The sequence below is a fragment of the Heyndrickxia acidiproducens DSM 23148 genome, assembly GCF_000374345.1.
Lineage (GTDB): Bacteria > Bacillota > Bacilli > Bacillales > Bacillaceae_C > Weizmannia > Weizmannia acidiproducens.
The window spans coordinates 16,623-38,166 of record NZ_KB893980.1 but is presented as its reverse complement, the minus strand read 5'-3'; the positions used below and the strand labels follow the sequence as shown (position 1 = coordinate 38,166).

The 21,544-nt window shown below is 44.5% G+C and carries 23 protein-coding genes; all 23 read left to right on the top strand.

Annotated features, from left to right (window positions below):
• Positions 1-469 precede the first annotated feature (469 nt).
• The 23 genes from spoIIR to C232_RS0103090 all read left to right on the top strand — a co-directional run bounded on the left by spoIIR (position 470) and on the right by C232_RS0103090 (position 21,370).
• Complete coding sequence (gene spoIIR / locus C232_RS0103215) at positions 470-1,327, top strand: stage II sporulation protein R (protein ID WP_026314456.1); 858 nt, start codon at positions 470-472, stop codon at positions 1,325-1,327.
• 208 nt (positions 1,328-1,535) lie between these two features.
• Positions 1,536-2,594: an L-threonylcarbamoyladenylate synthase gene (locus tag C232_RS0103210; RefSeq protein ID WP_018661211.1), complete on the top strand. Its 1,059-nt coding sequence runs from the start codon at positions 1,536-1,538 to the stop codon at positions 2,592-2,594.
• Positions 2,595-2,836: 242 nt separating this feature from the next.
• Positions 2,837-3,388, top strand: coding sequence for a manganese efflux pump MntP (locus C232_RS0103200; RefSeq protein ID WP_018661206.1), 552 nt, complete (start codon positions 2,837-2,839; stop codon positions 3,386-3,388).
• Positions 3,389-3,578: 190 nt separating this feature from the next.
• Positions 3,579-4,019, top strand: coding sequence for a low molecular weight protein arginine phosphatase (locus C232_RS0103195; protein WP_018661204.1), 441 nt, complete (start codon positions 3,579-3,581; stop codon positions 4,017-4,019).
• A gap of 12 nt (positions 4,020-4,031) precedes the next feature.
• Positions 4,032-5,321, top strand: a complete 1,290-nt coding sequence (locus tag C232_RS0103190; RefSeq protein WP_018661202.1) for a methyl-accepting chemotaxis protein — start codon at positions 4,032-4,034, stop codon at positions 5,319-5,321.
• Positions 5,322-5,452: 131 nt separating this feature from the next.
• Entirely contained in the window at positions 5,453-5,905 is a 453-nt protein-coding gene (gene rpiB, locus C232_RS0103185; protein WP_018661200.1) for a ribose 5-phosphate isomerase B, read from the top strand.
• Positions 5,906-5,923: 18 nt separating this feature from the next.
• Positions 5,924-6,487: a TIGR01440 family protein gene (locus C232_RS0103180; RefSeq protein WP_018661199.1), complete on the top strand. Its 564-nt coding sequence runs from the start codon at positions 5,924-5,926 to the stop codon at positions 6,485-6,487.
• Positions 6,488-6,654: 167 nt separating this feature from the next.
• Positions 6,655-7,899, top strand: a complete 1,245-nt coding sequence (glyA, locus tag C232_RS0103170; protein ID WP_018661196.1) for a serine hydroxymethyltransferase — start codon at positions 6,655-6,657, stop codon at positions 7,897-7,899.
• A 182-nt stretch (positions 7,900-8,081) separates the two neighbouring features.
• Positions 8,082-8,711: a uracil phosphoribosyltransferase gene (gene upp / locus C232_RS0103165; protein WP_018661195.1), complete on the top strand. Its 630-nt coding sequence runs from the start codon at positions 8,082-8,084 to the stop codon at positions 8,709-8,711.
• Between the two features lie 655 nt (positions 8,712-9,366).
• Positions 9,367-9,753, top strand: a complete 387-nt coding sequence (locus C232_RS0103160; protein ID WP_018661193.1) for an ATP synthase subunit I — start codon at positions 9,367-9,369, stop codon at positions 9,751-9,753.
• Positions 9,754-9,759: 6 nt separating this feature from the next.
• The gene (gene atpB / locus C232_RS0103155) at positions 9,760-10,467 is read left to right on the top strand and encodes a F0F1 ATP synthase subunit A (RefSeq protein ID WP_018661191.1); all 708 of its coding nucleotides are present in this window, start codon (positions 9,760-9,762) and stop codon (positions 10,465-10,467) included.
• Between the two features lie 54 nt (positions 10,468-10,521).
• Positions 10,522-10,740, top strand: a complete 219-nt coding sequence (gene atpE, locus C232_RS0103150; RefSeq protein WP_018661190.1) for a F0F1 ATP synthase subunit C — start codon at positions 10,522-10,524, stop codon at positions 10,738-10,740.
• A gap of 140 nt (positions 10,741-10,880) precedes the next feature.
• Entirely contained in the window at positions 10,881-11,402 is a 522-nt protein-coding gene (gene atpF / locus C232_RS0103145; RefSeq protein ID WP_018661188.1) for a F0F1 ATP synthase subunit B, read from the top strand.
• Entirely contained in the window at positions 11,399-11,935 is a 537-nt protein-coding gene (locus tag C232_RS0103140; RefSeq protein ID WP_018661186.1) for a F0F1 ATP synthase subunit delta, read from the top strand. The genes atpF and C232_RS0103140 overlap by 4 nt, the downstream gene beginning before the upstream one ends.
• Before the next feature lie 23 nt (positions 11,936-11,958).
• On the top strand, positions 11,959-13,467 hold the full coding sequence (gene atpA / locus C232_RS0103135; RefSeq protein ID WP_018661184.1) for a F0F1 ATP synthase subunit alpha: 1,509 nt from the start codon (positions 11,959-11,961) through the stop codon (positions 13,465-13,467).
• 83 nt (positions 13,468-13,550) lie between these two features.
• Entirely contained in the window at positions 13,551-14,408 is an 858-nt protein-coding gene (gene atpG / locus C232_RS0103130) for an ATP synthase F1 subunit gamma (RefSeq protein ID WP_026314455.1), read from the top strand.
• Positions 14,409-14,469: 61 nt separating this feature from the next.
• Complete coding sequence (gene atpD, locus C232_RS0103125; protein WP_018661179.1) at positions 14,470-15,891, top strand: F0F1 ATP synthase subunit beta; 1,422 nt, start codon at positions 14,470-14,472, stop codon at positions 15,889-15,891.
• Positions 15,892-15,913: 22 nt separating this feature from the next.
• Positions 15,914-16,318 (top strand): F0F1 ATP synthase subunit epsilon, encoded by a 405-nt coding sequence (locus tag C232_RS0103120; RefSeq protein WP_018661177.1) that lies wholly within the window; start codon positions 15,914-15,916, stop codon positions 16,316-16,318.
• A 161-nt stretch (positions 16,319-16,479) separates the two neighbouring features.
• A complete protein-coding gene (locus C232_RS0103115; RefSeq protein ID WP_018661175.1) occupies positions 16,480-16,725 on the top strand; it encodes a DUF1146 family protein in 246 nt (81 codons plus the stop codon).
• Positions 16,726-17,059: 334 nt separating this feature from the next.
• Positions 17,060-17,800 (top strand): YwmB family TATA-box binding protein, encoded by a 741-nt coding sequence (locus C232_RS0103105; protein ID WP_018661172.1) that lies wholly within the window; start codon positions 17,060-17,062, stop codon positions 17,798-17,800.
• Positions 17,801-17,832: 32 nt separating this feature from the next.
• Positions 17,833-19,146: a UDP-N-acetylglucosamine 1-carboxyvinyltransferase gene (gene murA, locus C232_RS0103100; protein WP_018661169.1), complete on the top strand. Its 1,314-nt coding sequence runs from the start codon at positions 17,833-17,835 to the stop codon at positions 19,144-19,146.
• A 209-nt stretch (positions 19,147-19,355) separates the two neighbouring features.
• The gene (gene spoIID / locus C232_RS0103095; RefSeq protein ID WP_018661168.1) at positions 19,356-20,372 is read left to right on the top strand and encodes a stage II sporulation protein D; all 1,017 of its coding nucleotides are present in this window, start codon (positions 19,356-19,358) and stop codon (positions 20,370-20,372) included.
• Between the two features lie 179 nt (positions 20,373-20,551).
• The gene (locus C232_RS0103090; RefSeq protein WP_018661165.1) at positions 20,552-21,370 is read left to right on the top strand and encodes a stage II sporulation protein SpoIIQ; all 819 of its coding nucleotides are present in this window, start codon (positions 20,552-20,554) and stop codon (positions 21,368-21,370) included.
• Positions 21,371-21,544 lie beyond the last annotated feature (174 nt).

The window sequence follows — 21,544 nt, the reverse complement described above, 5'->3', positions numbered from 1 at the left end:
TCATAAGGGGAATGAAAGCCCGTTCCCGTGGAAAACCCATGCCTGCGGTCGTTCGTAAGGGGAATGAAAGCCTGTTCCCGTGGAAAACCCGTGCCCATGGTCGTTCATAAGGGGAATGAAAGCCCGCGCCGGAGGAAAACCCGTGCCCGCAGTCGTTCATAGGGCGAATGAAAGCCCGTTCCCATGGAAAACCCGTGCCCGTGGTCGTTCATATGGCGAATGAAAGCCCGCTCCCAAGAAAAACCCGCACCCATGGTCGTTCATAAGAGGAATGAAAAGTTTAATCAAACGATTGATTAAACGATGTGGTTTTATCGGTTTGGAAAGATTTAGAAGATGTTGAACCCAATGCTGTTTAATTGGGGTATGCAGCGGCTTTGAATACTTTCGCTTTTTATTTTTTGCAGTTTACTAGTTTAGAATCTCATTTTCTTGTCCACAATGTTGATACGAAGGGACGGGGAAGAAAATGAGGAGAAAGTTTACGGGACTTATTTATTTGATCATGTTATCGATTGGCACCATTCTTAGCCTGTATGCACCGCAACAGGAAGCTGCTGCGGACCAAACAATTGTTATTCCGAAAGATGCAATCCGCCTCAGGATTCTGGCAAACAGCGACAAACCGGAAGACCAGGCGGTAAAAAGGAAAATCCGCGATGAAGTGAACGCCAGCATTACAAAATGGGTACAGGATCTGACTTCAAAAGAAGAAGCAAAAAAGGTCATCCAGTCCCATTTGCCTGATATAAAAAGGATTGCCGAAAAGGTGATTGCAGAAGAACATTTAGATCAATCCGTACGTGTCGAGCTTGGAAAAGTAAATTTCCCGACAAAATTATACGGACAGTATTTGTACCCTGCCGGCAAATATGAAGCCGTCCTGATTACCTTGGGAGAGGGGCAGGGAGCCAACTGGTGGTGCGTACTCTATCCGCCGCTTTGCTTCCTGGATTTCTCAAACGGGGTTGCAGTCAGTGCCGGGTTTGATGAGGGAAGTACAAAAAAAGAAAAAACGGAACCGGAAGAACCGGCCAGGCAAAAACAAACGGCAGAAGAAAACCACACACAACCAAAAACATTGCAAAAGAACGAGGAAAAAAAGCAAGACATACAGCCGCAGGAAAAAACGGAAAAAACGGCGGAACCAAAACAGCCGGATGTTCAGAAGGTACAAGCAGCAGAAAAAAACGAAGACAGCGATCAGCATAAAAAAGAGGAATCCGCAGAGGCAAATGCAGGCGCCAGCCCTGTCTATGTGAAAGAAGAAACCGACAAAGTTGAGAAAAAACTGCTGGTTGCAGAGATTTTTAAAAAATGGTTTTAATTACTTACCCACAACAGTGGATAAGTAAAGAGAACGGATACAATTTTGCATAAGTTATCAACAGAAATGCGGGTATTGTCCACAACTTGTGGACAATATTTGTTTCATTTTTCAACTTTTTCCCTGCCGTCAGAAAACATGCTGTGAAAAGGTTGATAAATAAATAAGTAAAGGAAAAAGATCAAACAAGATGGAGAAGGGTGAAAAAATGGACACAAAGTATTGGTCTGTGGATAAATCTGTGGAGAATCATGGTGCTTATCCACAACTTGGGGAAGCTGCACAATTGCTGCGGCAGCATGAAGTGGTCGCATTTCCGACTGAAACAGTTTATGGTTTGGGAGCGGATGCAACAAATGATGAAGCTGTAGAAAAAATATACAAAGCGAAAGGCAGGCCGGGCGATAATCCCTTAATTGTCCACATTGCGGAATTTAAACAATTGGAAAACCTGGTTGCTGATATCCCTGATTCGGCCCGATTATTGATGAAAACATTTTGGCCGGGGCCGCTTACAATTCTCCTTCATGTTAAACCGGGCCAATTATCTCAAAAAGTGACGGCCGGTTTGGATACAGTTGGAATTCGCATGCCCTCGCACCCCGTGGCCCTGGATCTCATTCGAAAGGCCAATCTGCCAATTGCAGCACCTAGCGCAAACAGTTCCGGAAAACCAAGCCCGACGACTGCTGCCCATGTTCGTGAAGATTTGGACGGCCGGATAGCCGGCATTATCGACGGCGGGCAAACCGGTGTAGGGGTGGAGTCGACAGTACTCGACTGCACGGTTGAAGTCCCTGTTATTTTGCGCCCGGGTGGTGTAACGAAAGAGCAGCTCGAGAAAGTGATCGGAAAAGTAGTCATCGATCCCGGCCTGCAATCTTCAGACCGGGCGCGCCCGAAAGCACCGGGGATGAAGTATACGCACTATGCACCGGATGCCCCTGTTTATTTAGTGGATGGCAGTATCACATATATGCAGCATTTAATAGATGAGAGACGAAAAAAAGGACAGCGTGTCGGCGCCATTGTGACGGAAGAAGCAGCGGGCTTCATTAAAGCTGATGCAGTTGAGATATGCGGGAGGCGGGATTCGCTTGAGACCGTTGCGCACCATTTATATGATGCATTAAGGTCGTTTAATCAAATCGATGTCGATGTTATTTTTTCAGAAATTTTTCCGCGTGAAGGTATTGGGCAGGCCATTATGAACCGCCTCGACAAAGCGGCGGGCCGGAAGTATTTATTTGAAAAAGAAGAATCGTAAAAGATGGAATAAGCGGAGCAGCAGAGAAATTGTTACAGGGGCGGGTCCTAAAGGCAAAAGCAAGCAGCAAAGCACAATAAAGTGCCATTCGAACCGTGATCAAGCCGAACGCAGTCAGGCTTTCGATCCCAAGACGATTCATAAAGACTCCCAAACCTCCCAGTAGAGATTGGCTTTCTTCTATTCTAAAATGTTTTGGACGTGCATAAGCTTGGATTAGTACGTCCAAGGGGGGAAGAGGGATGGCAATCATCGCAGAAATCATAACATTAGGGATTATGGCAGTGGCGCTTGGAATGGATGCTTTTTCGGTCAGTTTGGGTATGGGCATGATGCGGCTGAGGTTAAAACATATTTTTTACATAGGCGTCACAGTCGGTTTGTTCCATGTTTTTATGCCGTTTTTCGGGATGATTGCCGGACAATTCCTGTCATTTAAGTTTGGCATGGTTGCCCAGTATATTGGCGGCGTTCTGTTGATCGTATTGGGTTTGCAAATGATCATTTTCAGTTTTAAAAAAGATGCCGCGCAGGTCATGAACCTGGTTGGCTGGGGGATGCTATTATTTGCCTTAAGTGTCAGCCTTGACAGTTTTTCCGTCGGGCTGTCCCTTGGCATATTTGGGGCCCGGACAGCTGCTGTACTGATTTGCTTTGGAGCAGCCGCCATGTTATTAACCTGGCTTGGTTTATTGATCGGGCGGAAATTTCAAGGATGGCTGGGCATCTATGGCGAAGTGTTTGGCGGAACCATTCTAATTCTATTTGGCGTGAAATTACTTCTGTCCGTATAAAAAATGCAGGTTCCGGAAGCCTGTGCCCATTCCTTAGCCAAAGAGACAGGCGGGATGGACACAGGCTTTTTAATGGAAATTGGTTTCTGCAGGCTGAGGAGTAATTAAAATAGCATCATCATCTTTCTAAAAGGGGCCTTTTTTACTATAATAGTAGTAAGGAAATACTCAGAAAAAAGGGGGCCGGAAATTGAACATACTTTTTGTTTGTACCGGAAACACCTGCAGAAGTCCGATGGCGGCGGCAATCCTTCAGAACAAACATCTGGAAGGGATCGAAGTAAAATCCGCCGGTTTATTTGCAATGGAGGGAAGCAGTGCGTCACCGCATGCATGCCAGGTGCTGAAAGAACAGCAAGTTGAATTCACCCACAGTGCAAGGAGGATGTCGGAAGAACTTGCAGACTGGGCGGATTATATTTTTACAATGACAAGCAGCCACAGGGAAGCAGTCAAACATACTTTTCCGAGGGCTGCAAATAAAACGTTTTCATTGAAAGAGTTTGCGGAAGGGGCGCGCGGGGACGTAGCAGACCCGTACGGCGGGAGCCTGCAAGCTTACCGGGACACTTTTCTGGAGTTAAACCGTTTAATCAATCGTTTAGTGAAAAAAATATGGCAGAACAACTAGGGGAGAAAAGGTGTGGAAAAACCAAAATATAAATTGAGTCTTGCAGGGAAAATTGTTTTATTTGTTACGATATTGTCTTTTATTACATATACAACAAGCGGCGTTTTTATTTATATTGTCTATCCGTTTTTTTCAAAGATGATCAGCCAATCCTGGTTTATCACTTTAACGCTTGCACTTGGTATCATCTGGTCCGGAATTTTAAGCTATTTCATGGCCCGCTTCGCCGTAAAGCCGCTCCGTAAATTGGAGAATGCCGCCATTAAAGCAAGTCATGGAAATTTACAAAACGAAGTCCCGGTTCCGGGAACAAATGATGAAATCCAGTCACTTGCCACGGCTTTTAACCAGATGCTCTATAATTTGCGGGAGATGGTTGCACAAATTAATGGAAATGTAACGCATACAAAAAAGAAGGTATTGGAGATCTCCCAAAAGACCTCGCAGGCAACAAGCCAGGCAGCCATGATTAATGAAACGATTGGCGAAATCTCAGCCGGCGCGGACCAATCGGCGGCGTCAACTCAAACGGCAGCAGATCTGGTTCAGGATATTTATCAAATGGCCGGGCAAGTGGAGGAGAAAGCGAACACCTGCAAGCGCTCATCAGATCGAATGATTAAAGAAGTAAATACAGGAAAAGAAGTGCTCAAATCCCTGGTTGCCGGTATAAAGCAAATGGCAATGGAAAATGAAGCGTCTTTACAAGCTGTCCGCCGGCTGGAAGAGGACACAAAACAAGTCAGAAATATTATCTCATTCGTCGGCGAAGTGGCTGCCCAAACCAATCTGCTTGCCTTAAACGCCTCAATTGAAGCAGCGCGGGCCGGTGAACACGGGAGGGGATTTGCGGTTGTGGCTGAGGAAGTCAGAAAGCTTGCGGATGAAAGCGCCCAGGCTGTGCAGGGCATTACCGGGCTTATTCAGCATATCGAGCAAGAAGTGGAAAGTGTAGTCGGGCAAATCACCAATCAAGTGCGGAAAGCAAACGATGAAACGGATAAAGGAAACCAGGCCGATCATGAAATGGGTCATATGACAGAGACAATCCAACTCGTGGCCGATACTGTTACAAATATCGCATCTCTGGCAAAAAAACAAATGGCTGCCATACATGAGGCATCCGAGCAGTCTCAGGAGGTAGCGGCCATTGCTGAGGAAACTTCTGCCGGCGCCAAAGAGGTGACGGCTTATACGAATGAGCAGACAAAAGGCATGCAGGCCATCGAAAACCTGGTGTTGCAACTGGAACAGGATGCGGAGAAATTAAAAGGAAATATCGGCCATTTTCAAATTGGCTGAAAAAATTTCAACCTTGATTCTATGCTTGTTCCATTGCTTTTTCTGTATCCTGTGCCACAATAATAGAAAGGGCAGCAGGTACCGTTTTCAAGCTGTTGTTTTGTTTGATCCAAAAACGAGGGGGGAAAAGTATGAAAGTCGCATTGGCTTCAGATCATGGAGGCATTCATCTCCGGAAGGAAATAGCCGGATTGTTGAATGAAATAGGAATCGACTATGAGGATTTTGGCTGTAACTGCGAAACTTCTGTAGACTATCCGGATTATGCTTTGCCGGTTGCTGAAAAGGTTGCCGGCGGCGAATTTGACCGTGGCATTTTAATCTGTGGCACAGGGATCGGGATGTGCATCTCAGCCAATAAAGTAAAGGGTGTCCGCTGTGCGCTTGTTCATGACGTTTTCAGTGCCCGTGCAACAAGAGAGCACAATGACAGCAATGTGCTGGCAATGGGGGAAAGAGTCATTGGCGCCGGGCTTGCCTGTGAGATTGTCAAAACATGGCTTGGGACAGAATATGAAGGCGGGCGCCATGCACGCAGGCTCGATAAGATCTCCCATTATGAAGAAAATCATGCGTTAAAATGATAATAGAGGTGTCAGGTATTGGAAGCAGATATCGATCTTTGGAGCAAGCAGTTCCGCCATATGTTAGATGAGTTTTTTCAGCAGGTGCCAATGAAAAAAGGGCAGGTTTTTGTGATCGGCTGTTCCACTTCTGAAGTCATCGGTAAAAAAATTGGAACAGCAGGAGCGTTGGATATTGCAGAAATGATTTTTAACATTGTCCAAAAGTATGCACAGCAAATGGGCATCCACTTTGCATTCCAATGCTGCGAACATCTGAACCGGGCGCTTGTCGTTGACCGTTCGCTCGCAGCTGCAAAAGGCTGGGAGGAAGTGGCTGTCGTACCTGTCCGCCATGCAGGGGGCGCCATGGCTGCCTGGTCCTACCGGCATATGGAAGATCCTGTTGTTGTGGAATTTATTCAGGCGGATGCCGGCATGGATATCGGGGATACGTTTATCGGCATGCATTTAAAACATGTTGCCGTACCTGTCCGTGTTTCCGAAAACCAGCTTGGTTCCGCACATGTTACACTGGCCGCAACACGCCCGAAGCTCATTGGCGGTGTGCGGGCAAGATATGAAGAAACAAATTGTGAGTAAATATTTTTATTTCATCAGAAAACGGCATTTAAGCCCGGCTCGCGCAATGTGCGGGCCGGGCTGCCTTTTTATGGCAGGCAAAAAGCAGCAGAAAAAAGATCAAATCCTTTCAAAAAATATGGTAAAATAAAAAAGAATATGAATACAATGGCGTAGGGGGTCCCAAATTGAGTCAAATTGCAAAACAAGATCAGGAAGTCTATCGCGCAATCGAGCAGGAATTAAACCGGCAGAGAAGTAAAATCGAGTTAATTGCCAGTGAGAACTTTGTCAGTGAAGCGGTCATGGAAGCACAAGGTTCCGTTCTGACGAATAAATATGCAGAGGGTTACCCGGCACACCGGTACTACGGCGGCTGCGAATATGTCGATATTGTGGAAAACCTTGCACGCGACCGGGCCAAACAAATTTTTGGCGCCGAACATGTGAATGTGCAGCCCCATTCCGGTGCACAGGCCAATATGGCAGTCTATTTTACAATCCTTGAACACGGCGATACAGTGCTGGGCATGAATCTATCCCACGGCGGCCATTTAACGCACGGCAGCCCGGTAAACTTCAGCGGGGTCCAGTATCATTTTGTAGAGTACGGCGTTGATAAAGATACCCAGTATATTGATTACGATGATGTTTTGGAAAAAGCCCGTTTACATAAGCCGAAATTGATTGTTGCAGGTGCAAGTGCGTACCCCCGTACCATTGATTTTAAAAGGTTCCGGGAAATTGCAGATGAAGTGGGCGCTTATCTAATGGTGGACATGGCCCATATTGCAGGCCTTGTTGCAGCAGGCCTCCATCCAAGCCCGGTTCCATATGCTGATTTTGTGACGACAACGACCCATAAAACATTGCGGGGCCCGCGCGGCGGCATGATTTTATGCAAAGAAAAATTTGCAAAGAAACTGGACAAGTCTATCTTCCCGGGTATACAGGGCGGACCGCTCATGCATGTCATTGCAGCCAAAGCGGTTGCATTCGGCGAAGCACTGCAGGATGATTTCAAAGTTTATTCGCAGAAAATTGTCGACAATGCAAAACGTCTTGCCGAAAGCCTGCAAAAGGAAGGGGTGACGCTTGTATCCGGCGGCACAGATAACCATCTTGTCCTAATTGATTTGCGTTCCTTATCCATTACAGGCAAAAAGGCGGAAAAGGTACTGGACGATATTGGAATTACTGCAAACAAAAATACAATTCCGTATGATCCGGAAAGCCCTTTTATTACCAGCGGGCTGAGGATCGGTACACCGGCTGTGACAACGAGAGGATTCGGGCTTGAAGAAATGGATGAAGTTGCCTCTATTATCGCATCTGCCTTAAAACACCCTGATGAGGAAGATGTGTTAAAAGAGGCCGCCAATCGGGTTAAGCAACTTACAAATCGTTTTCCTTTGTATCCGGATCAAAAATAAATAGTCTGTTCCTGCTGCGGCATATGCAGGCCGCCGCAGCGGGCAGGTCATCTTTATTAACCCTATCTTAGATTTTATTGCTGCTTGTGTTGAGATTGGGTTCTTTTTTCGTGTAAAATGGTTGGAGGTGAACGAGTTTTTTGCCATGTGTTTTTTGAAAACCATTAAAGGAGAGAAAAAGATTGAGTATTGTACATGTGATTGACCATCCGCTGATCCAGCACAAATTAACGTATATCCGGGACAAGCATACAGGGACCAAAGATTTCCGCGAGCTTGTGGATGAAGTAGCCACCCTCATGGCGTTTGAAATTACAAGGGACATGCCGCTTGAAGAAATTGAAATTGAAACCCCTGTAAGCAAGGCAAAATCCAAAACCCTGACCGGCAAAAAAATCGGGATTGTTCCGATTCTCCGTGCGGGATTAGGCATGGTTGACGGTGTGCTGAAACTGATCCCCGCGGCAAAAGTCGGCCATGTGGGGTTATACAGGGATCCAAAAACGCTGAAGCCGGTTGAATATTATGCAAAACTTCCGAGCGATGTGGAAGAACGGGATTTTATTATTGTCGATCCAATGCTTGCAACAGGCGGTTCTGCTGTGGATGCCATTGAGTCGCTGAAGAAAAGAGGCGCGAAAAATATCAAATTCATGTGCCTGATTGCCTCACCGGAAGGCGTGGAAAATGTGCAAAAGGCCCATCCTGATGTGGACATTTACGTTGCGGCCATTGATGAAAAGCTGAACGAAATGGGTTATATTGTTCCCGGCCTGGGGGATGCCGGCGACCGTCTATTCGGGACAAAATAACAAAAGAAGCGGGAGATGCCGGCTTGTTTCCCGTAAAGTTTATGGATGCGCTTAGTGTTTTACAAATTTGTTAACTGCGTAAAATGTACTGGCAAAAAAATAAAAAGAGATTATAATAAGCTTTATATTTCCGGTGTAAATAGCTAGTCATTTAACACCTGTAAGTATGTGACTGAAATAGATTCCCATATTTCAAAAGCTTTAGGTGTTTCCCTGCTAATACTTTACTACTGCGTAAAGAGGGAATAGAGGGAGTGTTGTGGAATAATAGAGTATGAAGATGCAGCGGGCTTTTGATTTCTCAGAAACTTCATTGACATTGCCATAGCACTATTGTACACTTAAAAAGTGTGCGTAATGAGAAGGTTTACATGATTGAGCCAGGAAAGTATTTTTTACTATTTACATACCGAAAATAGTTTTAAAACGAATCGTGTCCGGTTCAGGGGATTTCCATCCCGGCTGGATTTCACTCTCTGCATGCCATGATTGAGAAGCACAAATTGATGCAAATCGTCAGCTGGTCATTGGGGCACTTTTTCAGCAAATAAAGCAGGCCAATATGCAGTTATGGTTTAACTGCAGTATGCTTTAAAGCTGCATTTGCCTGTGCTGCAAACAGTCTGACATTTCTTTTCAGGGGTGTAAAAAGAAGATGCCGGAGCTTCTTCAAGTTTATAAAAGGCAGCGTAAATATTTACTATTTCTCATGTTCCTCTATTTATTAGGCTCATTCTATCCCTCTTTCCGACCGGTTTCCTTAGGTCTATTGCTTGGTACTTCCGTAAGCCTTTTTAATCTGTGGCTGTTGGCCAAAAAAACAATATCGGTAACGAGCGCTTCTGTAACCGGAAAAAGATCGTTTTCTTTAGGAACAGGAACAAGAATAGCAATGGCTGTGCTCGCAGTAATGTTTGCGGATTACTATACTGAGTGGTTGAATGTCCTAAGTGTAATTATAGGTATAATGACATCTTATGTGGTCATTATGATAGATTTTTTTGCAGGGTTGTTTCAACAAAGAAAATGTAAAGTGAGGTGAGTTCTAATGGAACATAAGGCACCGGTAGTAGAATTCATGGGATTGTATTTCAATCTGTCCAATATCCTGATGATCACGATTGCTTCATTGGTTGTGTTCATAATCGCGGTCATCTCTACAAGAAAATTAGCATTGAAGCCTACAGGCATGCAAAATTTCATGGAGTGGGTTATGGATTTTGTCAGAGGAATCATAAAGAGCAACATGGATTGGAAAACCGGAGGCGTATTTCACATATTGGGCTTAACATTGATCATGTATATTTTTGTTTCCAATATGCTCGGACTTCCGTTTATGATTGTCTATGACCACTATTCATGGTGGAAGTCGCCGACTTCAGATCCGGTCGTTACGCTGACGCTTGCCATAATCGTAATGGGGATCACCCATTTCTATGGCGTAAAAATGAGGGGTTTTGGCGGCTATTTGAAAAGTTATGCCGAGCCGCTTTGGTTTTTGGTTCCCATTAACTTAATTGAACAGTTTGCCAATACTTTGACGTTGGGTCTTCGTCTTTACGGAAACATATATGCAGGGGAAGTTTTACTGACTCTTCTTGCAAGTTCTCTGGCAGTACATGTAGGGGGGACCATTGCGGCAATTATTCCTATGATTGCATGGCAGGGATTCTCCATATTTGTTGGTGCCATCCAGGCATTCATCTTTACAATGCTAACAATGGTTTATATTTCTCATAGAATTTCCCATGAGTAACCATTTAAATAATAAAAAATATTTTTTATATATTCCAAAGGAGGAAACTTTATTATGAGTTCAGGTATTTTTGCAGCAGCAATAGCAGTTGGTTTAGCAGCACTAGGCGCAAGTATCGGTAACGGCCTGATCGTTGGGCGTACCGTTGAAGGAATCGCAAGACAGCCGGAAGCACGTGGTATACTGCAAACAACAATGTTTATCGGTATTGGTTTAGTTGAAGCGATTCCTATTATCGCGGTTGTTATTGCGTTTATTGCATTGGGAAGATAAGAGGAATTTTAACGGCGAAGATGAATCTAACAAGACCTTCGCCTTTCCTTTATGGAAATCTGCAGGCAGCTTTAGCTGCTTCTTTGAATATCGATTGTTGCAAGAATGAATTGTGAACGCTTGGAAAGGAGTGAACTTCGGTGCTTCAAAATGAGTTAGTATTCGGATTTGTGGAAGGAAAGCTCAACACAGGCGATATTTTATTCCAGGCCATCGTCTTTATTGTGTTGCTTCTGTTATTAAAGAAATATGCCTATGGCCCCTTGGTTAATATGATGAAACAACGGGAGGACCATATTGCAAAAGAAATTGAAACAGCGGAACAAAACCGTGCGGAAGCAAACAGGCTTTTGGAAGAACAACGTACTTTATTGAAAGAAGCACGGGTAGAAGGCCAGAATTTAATTGAAAACGCCAAGAAGCAGGCCGATGTGCAACGGGAAGATATTATTGCGACAGCCCGCGCAGAAGCTGAACGGCTGAAAGAAACAGCCAAAGTTGAAATTGAACAGGAAAAATCGAAAGCTGTATCCGCCTTGCGCGACCAGGTTGCATCTTTATCTGTGCTGATCGCATCGAAAGTCGTTGAAAAAGAAATTTCAGAAAAAGATCAGGAAAAATTCATTAAGGATGCGATTGAAGAGGCAGGAGAATTGCGATGAGTAATGAAGCGGTAGAAAACAGATACGCTTTGGCGCTTTTTGAACTGGCAAAAGAACATCAGCAACTTGAAACCATTGAGAAAGAAATAAAAGTTGTCAAACAAGTGTTGGAAAACAATATTCAATTTTTAAAACTGCTTAAATCGCCGAAAATGAAGTTGGAAGCCAAAAGAGACATGGTGAAAGAAACTTTCTCAGGCTTATCCAACTATACTTTGAATACACTGCTGCTATTGCTGGACCGGCACCGCAGTGATTTAATCGTGAATGTTTGCCGCTCTTTTATTGAATTGGTCAACAATGAACGGGGAGTCGCAGATGCCGTTGTATATTCGGCCCGTACGTTGACAGCTGAAGAAAATGCAGCGATTTCCAAAGTATTTGCGAAGAGAGTCGGAAAACAATCTTTAAATATTGAAAACATTGTAGATAGCGATCTGCTGGGCGGATTAAAGATTAGAATCGGGAATTCAATCTTTGACAGCAGCCTGCGCGGTAAATTAGAACGTCTCGAAAGAACATTAATCAGTTAAGATAGAAATGAGGTGCTGGATTTATGAGCATTAAGGCTGAAGAAATCAGCGTGCTGATAAGAAAACAGATTGAAAATTACCAATCTGAAATTGAAGTTAGCGACGTCGGTACAGTTATCGAAGTCGGTGACGGGATTGCGCGTGCACACGGTCTTGATCATGCGATGGCAGGTGAACTTCTTGAGTTTCAAAATGGCGTAATGGGCCTTGCTCAAAACCTTGAAGAAAATAATGTCGGGATTATTATTTTAGGGCCGTTCCGGGAAATCCACGAAGGCGATGAAGTCAGGCGGACAGGGAAAATTATGCAGGTTCCGGTTGGGGAAGAATTAGTCGGCCGCGTTGTAAATCCGCTTGGGCAGCCTGTTGACGGCCTGGGCCCGATTAATACGACAAAGACCCGTCCGGTTGAATCTAAAGCACCGGGTGTTATGGATCGTAAATCTGTAAGCGAACCGCTGCAAACTGGTATTAAAGCGATTGATGCGCTTGTTCCGATTGGCCGCGGCCAACGTGAATTGATCATTGGTGACCGCCAGACAGGTAAAACAACGATTGCGGTGGACACCATTTTGAACCAAAAAGACCAGGATATGATTTGTATCTATGTTGCAATTGGACAAAAAGAATCAACCGTCCGAAGCACAGTAGAGACACTGCGTAAATTTGGAGCATTGGATTACACGATTGTTGTAACAGCTTCCGCATCACAGCCTGCACCGCTGCAATATTTAGCGCCTTATGCCGGTGTTGCGATGGGTGAAGAATTTATGTACAACGGTAAACACGTACTGGTCGTATATGACGACTTATCCAAACAGGCGGTTGCTTACCGTGAACTTTCCTTGCTGCTCCGCCGTCCGCCGGGCCGTGAAGCATATCCGGGGGATGTTTTCTACTTGCACTCCCGCCTTTTGGAACGTGCTGCAAAACTAAGCGATGCATTGGGTGGAGGATCATTGACTGCCCTGCCGTTCGTAGAAACACAAGCCGGGGATATATCTTCCTATATTCCAACGAATGTTATTTCGATTACAGACGGGCAGATCTTCCTGCAATCTGACTTGTTCTTCTCTGGTGTGCGCCCGGCAATTAATGCAGGTTTGTCTGTATCACGTGTTGGTGGTGCAGCACAAATCAAAGCCATGAAGAAAGTATCAGGTACATTGCGCCTTGACCTGGCATCATTCCGCGAATTGGAATCATTTGCGCAATTCGGTTCTGACCTTGACAAAGCCACACAGGCAAAACTGGCACGCGGCCAGCGCACAGTTGAAGTATTGAAACAGGATCTGAATAAACCAATCAAGGTTGAAAAACAAGTTATGATTCTTTATGCATTGACGAAAGGATTATTGGATGATATTCCGGTAGAAGACATTCTTCGTTTTGAATCTGAAATGTATGCATGGCTGGATCAAAACCGCGCATCCTTACTTGCTGAAATCCGTACATCCGGCAATCTTCCGGCTGATCAGGATATGGAAGAAGCAATCAATGAATTTAAGAAGACATTTGTAAAATCAGAATAATCGCGTGCTGCGAACATTGCTAAGGGGGCTTCATAGCAGTGAGATTGAAGTCCTGATTAACCAACAAGGGTGGTGAAATGAAAGTGGCATCCTTACGCGATATAAAAACCCGGATAAATTCAACGCAAAAAACAAGCCAGATCACAAAAGCAATGCAAATGGTCTCAGCTGCAAAATTAAACCGTGCTGAGATGTCTGCCAAATCGTTTGGCCCTTATATGGAAAAAATGCAGGATGTAGTCGTCAGCATTTCCAGTGGCACAAGCGGCATCCAGCATCCGATGCTCGTCTCCCGGCCAGTTAAAAAGACCGGTTATCTGGTCATTACATCGGACCGCGGATTGGCAGGGGCATTTAATAGTAATGTACTAAGGCTTGTTACTAAAACCATCCGGGAACGCCATCAGTCTGATGATGATTATGCCATTATTGTGATCGGACGAACAGGGTATGAATTTTTTAAACGTCTAAATATGAATGTTGTTTTGAATATTGTCGGGCTGGCTGACCATCCAACATTTACAGATATTGAGAATATTACAAAGCAATCGGTAGGTATGTTTGAGGACGGGACTTTTGATGAGTTGTATATTTATTACAATCATTTTATCAGTGCCATTCAGCAAGACGTAACAGAAAAGAGAATTCTTCCATTGGCAGATGTGACAAGTAACAACCATTTGATTTCATACGAGTTTGAACCATCTGCAGAGGAGATTCTCTCTGTATTGCTTCCACAATATGCCGAAAGCCTGATTTACGGTGCTTTGCTTGACAGTAAAGCAAGCGAGCATGCGGCACGGATGACGGCAATGAGAAACGCAACAGATAATGCAACGGAATTAATTGATACGTTGACATTGACCTATAACCGTGCCCGCCAGGCATCCATCACTCAAGAAATTACGGAAATTGTTGGCGGGGCAGCAGCCCTGGAATAGAGCTTTCTTTTCTTTAAAAGAAAGCCGGCATGCCCCAAAATGTAAGTTAGGAGGGAACAGAATGAGTATGGGACACGTTCTGCAAGTAATGGGTCCGGTAGTTGACGTTAAGTTTGAAAATGGTCAGCTTCCTGATATTTATAATGCATTAAAGATCAACTACAAAGCGCAATCTGCCACTGAAGTGGATATCAATATCACACTTGAAGTTGCTTTGCATTTAGGTGATGATTCTGTTCGTACCGTTGCAATGTCGTCAACAGATGGCATTCAGCGCGGTATGGAAGTAGAAGACACGGGCGCACCAATTTCTGTACCTGTCGGTGATGTTACGCTGGGCCGTGTTTTTAATGTTCTCGGAGATGTCATTGATCTGGATGGCAAGCTCCAGGGAAATGTCCGGCGGGATCCAATCCAGCGGACAGCCCCGACATTTGAACAGTTATCTACAGAGGTTGAAATCCTTGAAACCGGGATTAAAGTGGTTGACTTGCTTGCCCCTTATATTAAAGGCGGTAAAATCGGATTATTCGGCGGTGCCGGTGTAGGTAAGACCGTATTAATCCAGGAATTAATTAATAACGTAGCCCAGGAGCACGGCGGTATTTCCGTATTTGCCGGTGTAGGAGAACGTACACGTGAAGGGAACGACCTTTATTACGAAATGAAAGATTCCGGCGTTATTAAGAAAACAGCTATGGTATTCGGGCAAATGAACGAACCGCCTGGTGCACGTATGCGTGTTGCTTTGACCGGTTTAACAATGGCTGAATATTTCCGTGATGAACAGGGACAAGACGTGCTGTTGTTCATTGATAACATTTTCCGTTTCACCCAGGCCGGCTCGGAAGTTTCCGCTCTGCTTGGACGGATGCCTTCTGCCGTTGGTTACCAGCCAACATTGGCTACTGAAATGGGGCAATTGCAGGAACGGATCACATCCACAACAAAAGGTTCGATTACATCGATCCAGGCAATTTATGTACCGGCCGATGACTATACCGACCCGGCCCCGGCAACTACGTTTGCCCACTTGGATGCAACAACCAACCTGGAACGTAAATTAACCGAAATGGGGATTTATCCGGCTGTGGATCCGCTGGCTTCGACTTCCCGCGCTTTGTCGCCGGAAATCGTTGGCGAAGAGCATTATGAAGTTGCCCGCCAGGTACAGCAGACATTGCAGCGCTATCGTGAATTGCAGGATATTATTGCCATCTTGGGGATGGATGAATTGAGCGAAGATGACAAGCTGACCGTTGCCCGCGCACGCCGCATCCAATTCTTCCTTTCGCAAAACTTCCACGTTGCCGAACAGTTTACAGGGCAGCCGGGTTCTTACGTGCCGGTAAAAGAAACGGTTCGCGGCTTTAAAGAAATTCTCGAAGGAAAATACGACGATCTGCCGGAAGATGCTTTCCGCTTGGTAGGCACGATTGAAGATGTTGTCAAAAAAGCGGAAGCGATGGGTGTAGAAGCTTAATCAGGGACCAGGAGGAGAGAAAATGAGGACATATGAAGTCAGTGTTGTCACTCCGGACGGCCCAGTATACAGCTCTGAAGTTGAAATGGTCATTGCCAAGACCAAAGGCGGGGAGCTCGGAATATTATACGGGCATATTCCATTGGTCGCACCCTTGGAGGTAGGAGCAGTTCAGTTTAAGAACGGCGAAAAAACAGACCTCGTTGCTGTCAGCGAGGGCATTTTGGAAGTACGGCCGGAGCAAGTAACCATCCTGGCGCAGGCTGCTGAAACGCCTGAACAAATTGATATCAGACGCGCTGAAGAAGCGAAGCGGCGTGCGGAAAGCAGGCTCAAGTCCAGCCAGGACGATATCGATTTCAAACGGGCTGAGCTTGCGTTGAAACGCGCAATGACCCGTATTGATGTTTATAAGCACCACTCTTAATGAAAATCGGAGAAATATGCAGTTCAGCAGCTGTCCGGACTGTACTTTAGATTGGCTAAAAAATAAAAACACCTTCTTTAAATGCAGAAGGTGTTTTTATTTAAATACATACATAAGCGTTCATATGGCAGTTTACTAACCTGGAAAGGAATGAGCATGAAATGGCGGCAGGTTTTGGAACCCAGGCATTGATCAGTATCATCATCCAGTTGTTTTTTATTGGCATGACATTTTGGATCCTTCAAGGGGTCAATATTGAAAAAATCATAAAGAAAAACCGTATTGTGCAGGCAAAGCTATTGTATATTTTCCTCTCGATTGCAATTGGCTCCACAGTCGGCAACTTCTTTCTCGACTATTTGTTATGGTCGCAGCGGCTGCCGCTAATGTTCCAGCTTATACGATAAAATCCGTACGCCGATAATCAAGCGCCCTCCGCTTTTCATTGTCCAGCTGCGGCTCCTATCGGCTCGGGGTCAACTGTTCAGGCACCATTGAAGTCAAAGGGCGGACTTCACTGGTGCCGGCCCAGTTGCCTGTCGCCGATGGACAGTCGCCTCCGCTTTTCTGGTTCATAATACCTGTTTTTAAAAAAACATCCTTTGTCTGCAAATTAATAATGCTTTTTCCGATAAAATTCATTATACTAAGCAGTAGAGTGTCAAATCTTGACGACTTTTTCCTAGTATGTCCTTTCCCTTTCTTGTTAACACTTCCTAATAAGGGGAAGGGGAAGTGAATATGAAAAAAACAGGAATTTTTTGGCTGGGAATTGTCTTAGTCAGTTTGATACTTATTGTAATGGGGAATAAAACGAGTGCGGCCAAATACACGAGTGATTTGCAATTGTTTCGGCAGTCGATTGAAAAGCTGGGTGGAGATGTAACGGAATGGTCTTTATATACAAGAGAAAGCCTTGATCAGTCTTCTGACAAAAGTTGGAACAGAGAAGCCCGAAAATTGCACAAACAATTTCCAAATATGCAGTGGGAAATGAAAGTGGACGGGCATTCAAAGGTATATATGGGGACGCTAAAAAAACGCCATTATATCGAAACCATAAAATTACTGTCGACCCCAACAAACGGATATACCTCTTCGTATCTAATATACGAGATTACAGGAGACGGCCTTGACCCTGCACAAATGCCGGAAATCAATCAAATGGTGACCGACAGAACAGGTAAGCTTTATACAAAAAAGCCCATGGTTTTCTCTTGTATCAAAGGCGGATTCAGTGCTAAAATTGATAAGGTTTTGTTGCACGAAAAAAATCAATTGCTGAAAAATCTGGATGCAAAGAAGGTAGAAGCTGTAGAAGAAACAAATTTTTATGCAGTATCTGGATACTCACCAAAGTTATCACAAGGGATACCGGTTAAAGACAGAGAAATGAATGTGCAAATCGGATTAAGGAAAAGCGGTTTGGGCACGCAGACAACTGTCGTAATTGGCACACCCATCATCACGATTGAATATTAATATAGAGAATATGGACGCGGAGGGGAATACTCTTGGAAAAAATCATCGTCCGCGGCGGAAACAGGCTCCAGGGCACAGTCCGGGTTGAGGGAGCTAAAAATGCTGTACTGCCTGTTATCGCTGCTTCGTTATTGGCAAGTGAAGGAGAAAGTATCATACGGGATGTACCCGAACTCTCCGATGTATTTACAATTAGTAAAGTATTGCGCCACTTAAATGCGGGGGTAACGTTTCAAGATAATAAAATCACTGTAGATGCGTCAAGGGAGTTATCTATTGAAACACCGTTTGAATATGTACGCAAAATGCGCGCCTCTTTTTTAGTGCTTGGTCCATTATTGGCAAGAGAAAGAAAGGCAAGAGTAGCATTGCCGGGCGGGTGTGCCATTGGTTCCCGGCCTATTGATCTGCACTTGAAGGGCTTTGAAGCCATGGGTGCAAAAGTGAATGTTGGAAACGGTTTTATTGAAGCCACAACAGAGCGGCGCTTGCAGGGCGCTAAAATTTATATGGACTTTCCAAGTGTGGGCGCTACCCAGAACATCATGATGGCTGCCTCTTTGGCAGAAGGGCAGACCGTGATTGAGAATGCTGCAAAAGAACCGGAAATTGTAGATTTAGCTAACTTTTTAAATGAAATGGGTGCAAATGTAAAAGGCGCCGGTACAGGCACGATTAAGATAGAGGGTGTTGAAAAGTTACACGCTGCTGATCATACCATTATACCTGACCGGATTGAAGCCGGTACATTTATGATTGCAGCTGCCATTACGAAAGGAAATGTCCTGGTAAAAGGTGCAGTTCCTGAACATATCTCTTCCCTTATTGCGAAGTTAGAGGAAATGGGTGTAACGATTATTGAAGAAAATGACGGGCTGCGCGTAATCGGGCCTGAAGAGCTGAAAGCAGTCGATATCAAAACCATGCCGCATCCAGGATTTCCGACTGACATGCAATCGCAAATTATGGCATTATTGCTATGTGCAAAAGGAACCAGCGTGATTACGGAAACAGTTTTTGAAAACCGCTTCATGCATGTTGAGGAATTCCGCCGCATGAATGCCAATGCTAAAATAGAAGGCCGTTCGGTTATCATCAACGGGCCCTGTGATCTCCAGGGGGCAGAAGTGGCCGCAACCGATTTGCGTGCTGCAGCCGCGTTGATTATTGCCGGCTTGGTTGCAAAAGGCATAACCCGTGTCACTGAATTAAAGCATCTTGACCGCGGTTATTTAAACTTCCATCTGAAACTTGCCGCGCTTGGTGCTGACATTGAAAGGGTGGACGATGAAACCGAAATATCATCTCCCAGCCAAATTCAGGCCGTAGCAGACGCCAATCTATAGTCTGGTAAAAATCTCTGTACATATTCATCATGTGCAGGGTTTTTTTATGTAAAAAATATCCCTGTGCGTGCTGTAACATTATAACCATTTCATACAACATTCAAACGAGGCTGTTTAATAAACGGCGGATTTTTTATCATAAATGCTTGTCCTGTCCCATAACTTTTTAGTATAGGTTCCTTTACTTAACATATGGGAGGCATCATGTTATGAAACCGTTCAAACCAATTGCCCTTGCCGCCGTTCTTGTTCTCGCCGTTTCTTTTCTTATCCCATCCCTTCTTGTACTCCCCTTCCAGAATGATAAAGTCAGCGGAAAACTTCAGGATAAAAAGGTGAAGCAGGTGAAAGCTGAAAAGAAGAACAATACCATCCAGGTATCGGTATACAGAAGTATGGAAAAAGAAATTGACCAAATGCCAATGGAAGATTATGTTGCAGGTGTTGTCGCAGCCGAAATGCCGGCAGACTTTGAAATTGAAGCCCTGAAAGCCCAGGCGCTGACAGCAAGGACGTTTATTGTCAACCGGCTGTTATATGGTGCAAACAGCGATTTACCGGCCGGAGCGGATGTTACCGATACCGTAAGCGACCAGGTATACCTGAGCAATGCCGAACTGAAAAAAATATGGGGGCGGCAGTATACAACAAAAATCAATAAGATCAAAAAGGCTGTGGCTGCGACAAAAGGAAAAATTATTATTTATCGCGATAAACCGATCGACGCTGCATTTTTCTCCACCAGCAACGGCTACACGGAAAATGCCGAAGATTACTGGACAAACGCGGTCCCATATTTAAAAAGTGTGAAAAGCCCGTGGGACAAAGCCTCTCCTAAATATAAGCGGCAAGAGGTCATTACGGCTGCAGGCTTTCAAAATAAGCTCGGGATCCAGCTGTCTGCCAATGACATGGGGACCGTCCTTGCAAGAACGCAGGGGAACAGAGTCGCTAAAATCAAAATAGCAGGCAAAACATTTACCGGAAGAGAGATCAGGGATAAGCTGGGCCTTCCGTCAGCCGACTTTACCTGGATCAGAAAAGGCAATGATATTGTCATTACAACAAAAGGGTACGGCCATGGCGTAGGGATGAGCCAATATGGTGCAAATGGAATGGCGAAGGAAGGGAAAGATTATGCTGCAATTGTCAAATACTATTATAAAGGCGTAAGCGTCGTTCCTTTAGACCGGTTCGGCAATGCAAAATTAACCGCACAAAAATAACCCTGCTTGAAAAAGCGGTGAGCCCTGCCAATGGCAGGCGCTCACCGCTTTTTATTATGCTATGCGCCCGGCTTTTTTGAAGTGGCTCCAATGCAACGCGTTTTCTTAAATGGAATAAACAAAATCAAGAAGTGAAAATTTTTTAAATCGATGTATAAATAAATGAGGAAATGTTCAGAATGGTTGCTGAGGTGATGAAAATGAGAGAGGAAGAAAAGAAACGGCCTTCTCAATCAAAGAACATAAAAAAATTCTTCAAAAAACGTTGGGTATACCCGGCAGTCTACCTGGCATGTGCAGCACTGTTGATTTCCGGAATTTACTGGTATCAAGCTGCAGGAAGCAATTCAGCAAAAGAGAAATTCTCAAATAACGGAAATACATCGATCAGCCAAAAGGGTGCTGACAACCAGGCAATCGAAGTCAATAAAGCAGTGGAAAACTTCAAAATGCCGGTGAAAAACCCTGACATGGCAAAGATTGAGAAAAAGTTTTATGATCCGAATGCATCAACGAAAGAACAGGAAGCAGCACTTGTCGTATACGGAAACACTTATCAGCCGAACCAGGGCATTGACATTACCATGGAAAAGGGTAAATCATTCGATGTAGTTGCAGCACTGGGCGGAACTGTTACACAGGTAAAAGAAGATGCTGTATTAGGGAATGTGATTGAAGTTGAACACAATAAAGGTGTCGTGACCCAATATCAATCCATAAAAGATATTGCAGTCAAAGAAGGCGATGTTGTGAAGCAAGGGCAATTTCTTGCAAAAGCCGGCAAAAGCGAACTGAATCAACAAGCTGGTACCCATCTTCATTTTGAAATCCGTAAAGATGATGTGGCAGTGAACCCGGTTTCCTACTTCAATAAATCAGTCAGCGATGTAGAAATTTCTTCATCCTCTGATGAAAATGCTGCTGGCAGCGAAAGCAGCGGAGAAAGTAAAAAGGACCAAACAACCAAAGATACAAGCACAAGCCAGGATCAGAATTAATCAATCATGCCGGGCAGATTGGGCGGAAAAAGTAAGGGTAAACACTTACCAAGACCTAAATTGAAAAAGGGTAGATAAATTAAAGGACATAACATATTCGTCATATAAAATATGTTATGTCCTTTCTTCTTCAACCTAATGTACCCGATAGTTTTTTGCTGAATATACAATGCT

Excerpts from the sequence above, each read along its gene's own strand:
- atpD (WP_018661179.1), top strand. The coding sequence starts at position 14,470 with ATGAGTATGGGACACGTTCTGCAAGTAATGGGTCCGGTAGTTGACGTT.
- C232_RS0103120 (WP_018661177.1), top strand. The coding sequence starts at position 15,914 with ATGAGGACATATGAAGTCAGTGTTGTCACTCCGGACGGCCCAGTATAC.
- C232_RS0103090 (WP_018661165.1), top strand. The coding sequence starts at position 20,552 with ATGGTTGCTGAGGTGATGAAAATGAGAGAGGAAGAAAAGAAACGGCCT.
- C232_RS0103105 (WP_018661172.1), top strand. The coding sequence starts at position 17,060 with ATGAAAAAAACAGGAATTTTTTGGCTGGGAATTGTCTTAGTCAGTTTG.
- spoIID (WP_018661168.1), top strand. The coding sequence starts at position 19,356 with ATGAAACCGTTCAAACCAATTGCCCTTGCCGCCGTTCTTGTTCTCGCC.
- atpE (WP_018661190.1), top strand. The coding sequence starts at position 10,522 with ATGAGTTCAGGTATTTTTGCAGCAGCAATAGCAGTTGGTTTAGCAGCA.
- C232_RS0103200 (WP_018661206.1), top strand. The coding sequence starts at position 2,837 with ATGGCAATCATCGCAGAAATCATAACATTAGGGATTATGGCAGTGGCG.
- C232_RS0103140 (WP_018661186.1), top strand. The coding sequence starts at position 11,399 with ATGAGTAATGAAGCGGTAGAAAACAGATACGCTTTGGCGCTTTTTGAA.
- rpiB (WP_018661200.1), top strand. The coding sequence starts at position 5,453 with ATGAAAGTCGCATTGGCTTCAGATCATGGAGGCATTCATCTCCGGAAG.
- C232_RS0103160 (WP_018661193.1), top strand. The coding sequence starts at position 9,367 with ATGCCGGAGCTTCTTCAAGTTTATAAAAGGCAGCGTAAATATTTACTA.
- atpA (WP_018661184.1), top strand. The coding sequence starts at position 11,959 with ATGAGCATTAAGGCTGAAGAAATCAGCGTGCTGATAAGAAAACAGATT.
- spoIIR (WP_026314456.1), top strand. The coding sequence starts at position 470 with ATGAGGAGAAAGTTTACGGGACTTATTTATTTGATCATGTTATCGATT.
- C232_RS0103210 (WP_018661211.1), top strand. The coding sequence starts at position 1,536 with ATGGACACAAAGTATTGGTCTGTGGATAAATCTGTGGAGAATCATGGT.
- atpB (WP_018661191.1), top strand. The coding sequence starts at position 9,760 with ATGGAACATAAGGCACCGGTAGTAGAATTCATGGGATTGTATTTCAAT.
- C232_RS0103115 (WP_018661175.1), top strand. The coding sequence starts at position 16,480 with ATGGCGGCAGGTTTTGGAACCCAGGCATTGATCAGTATCATCATCCAG.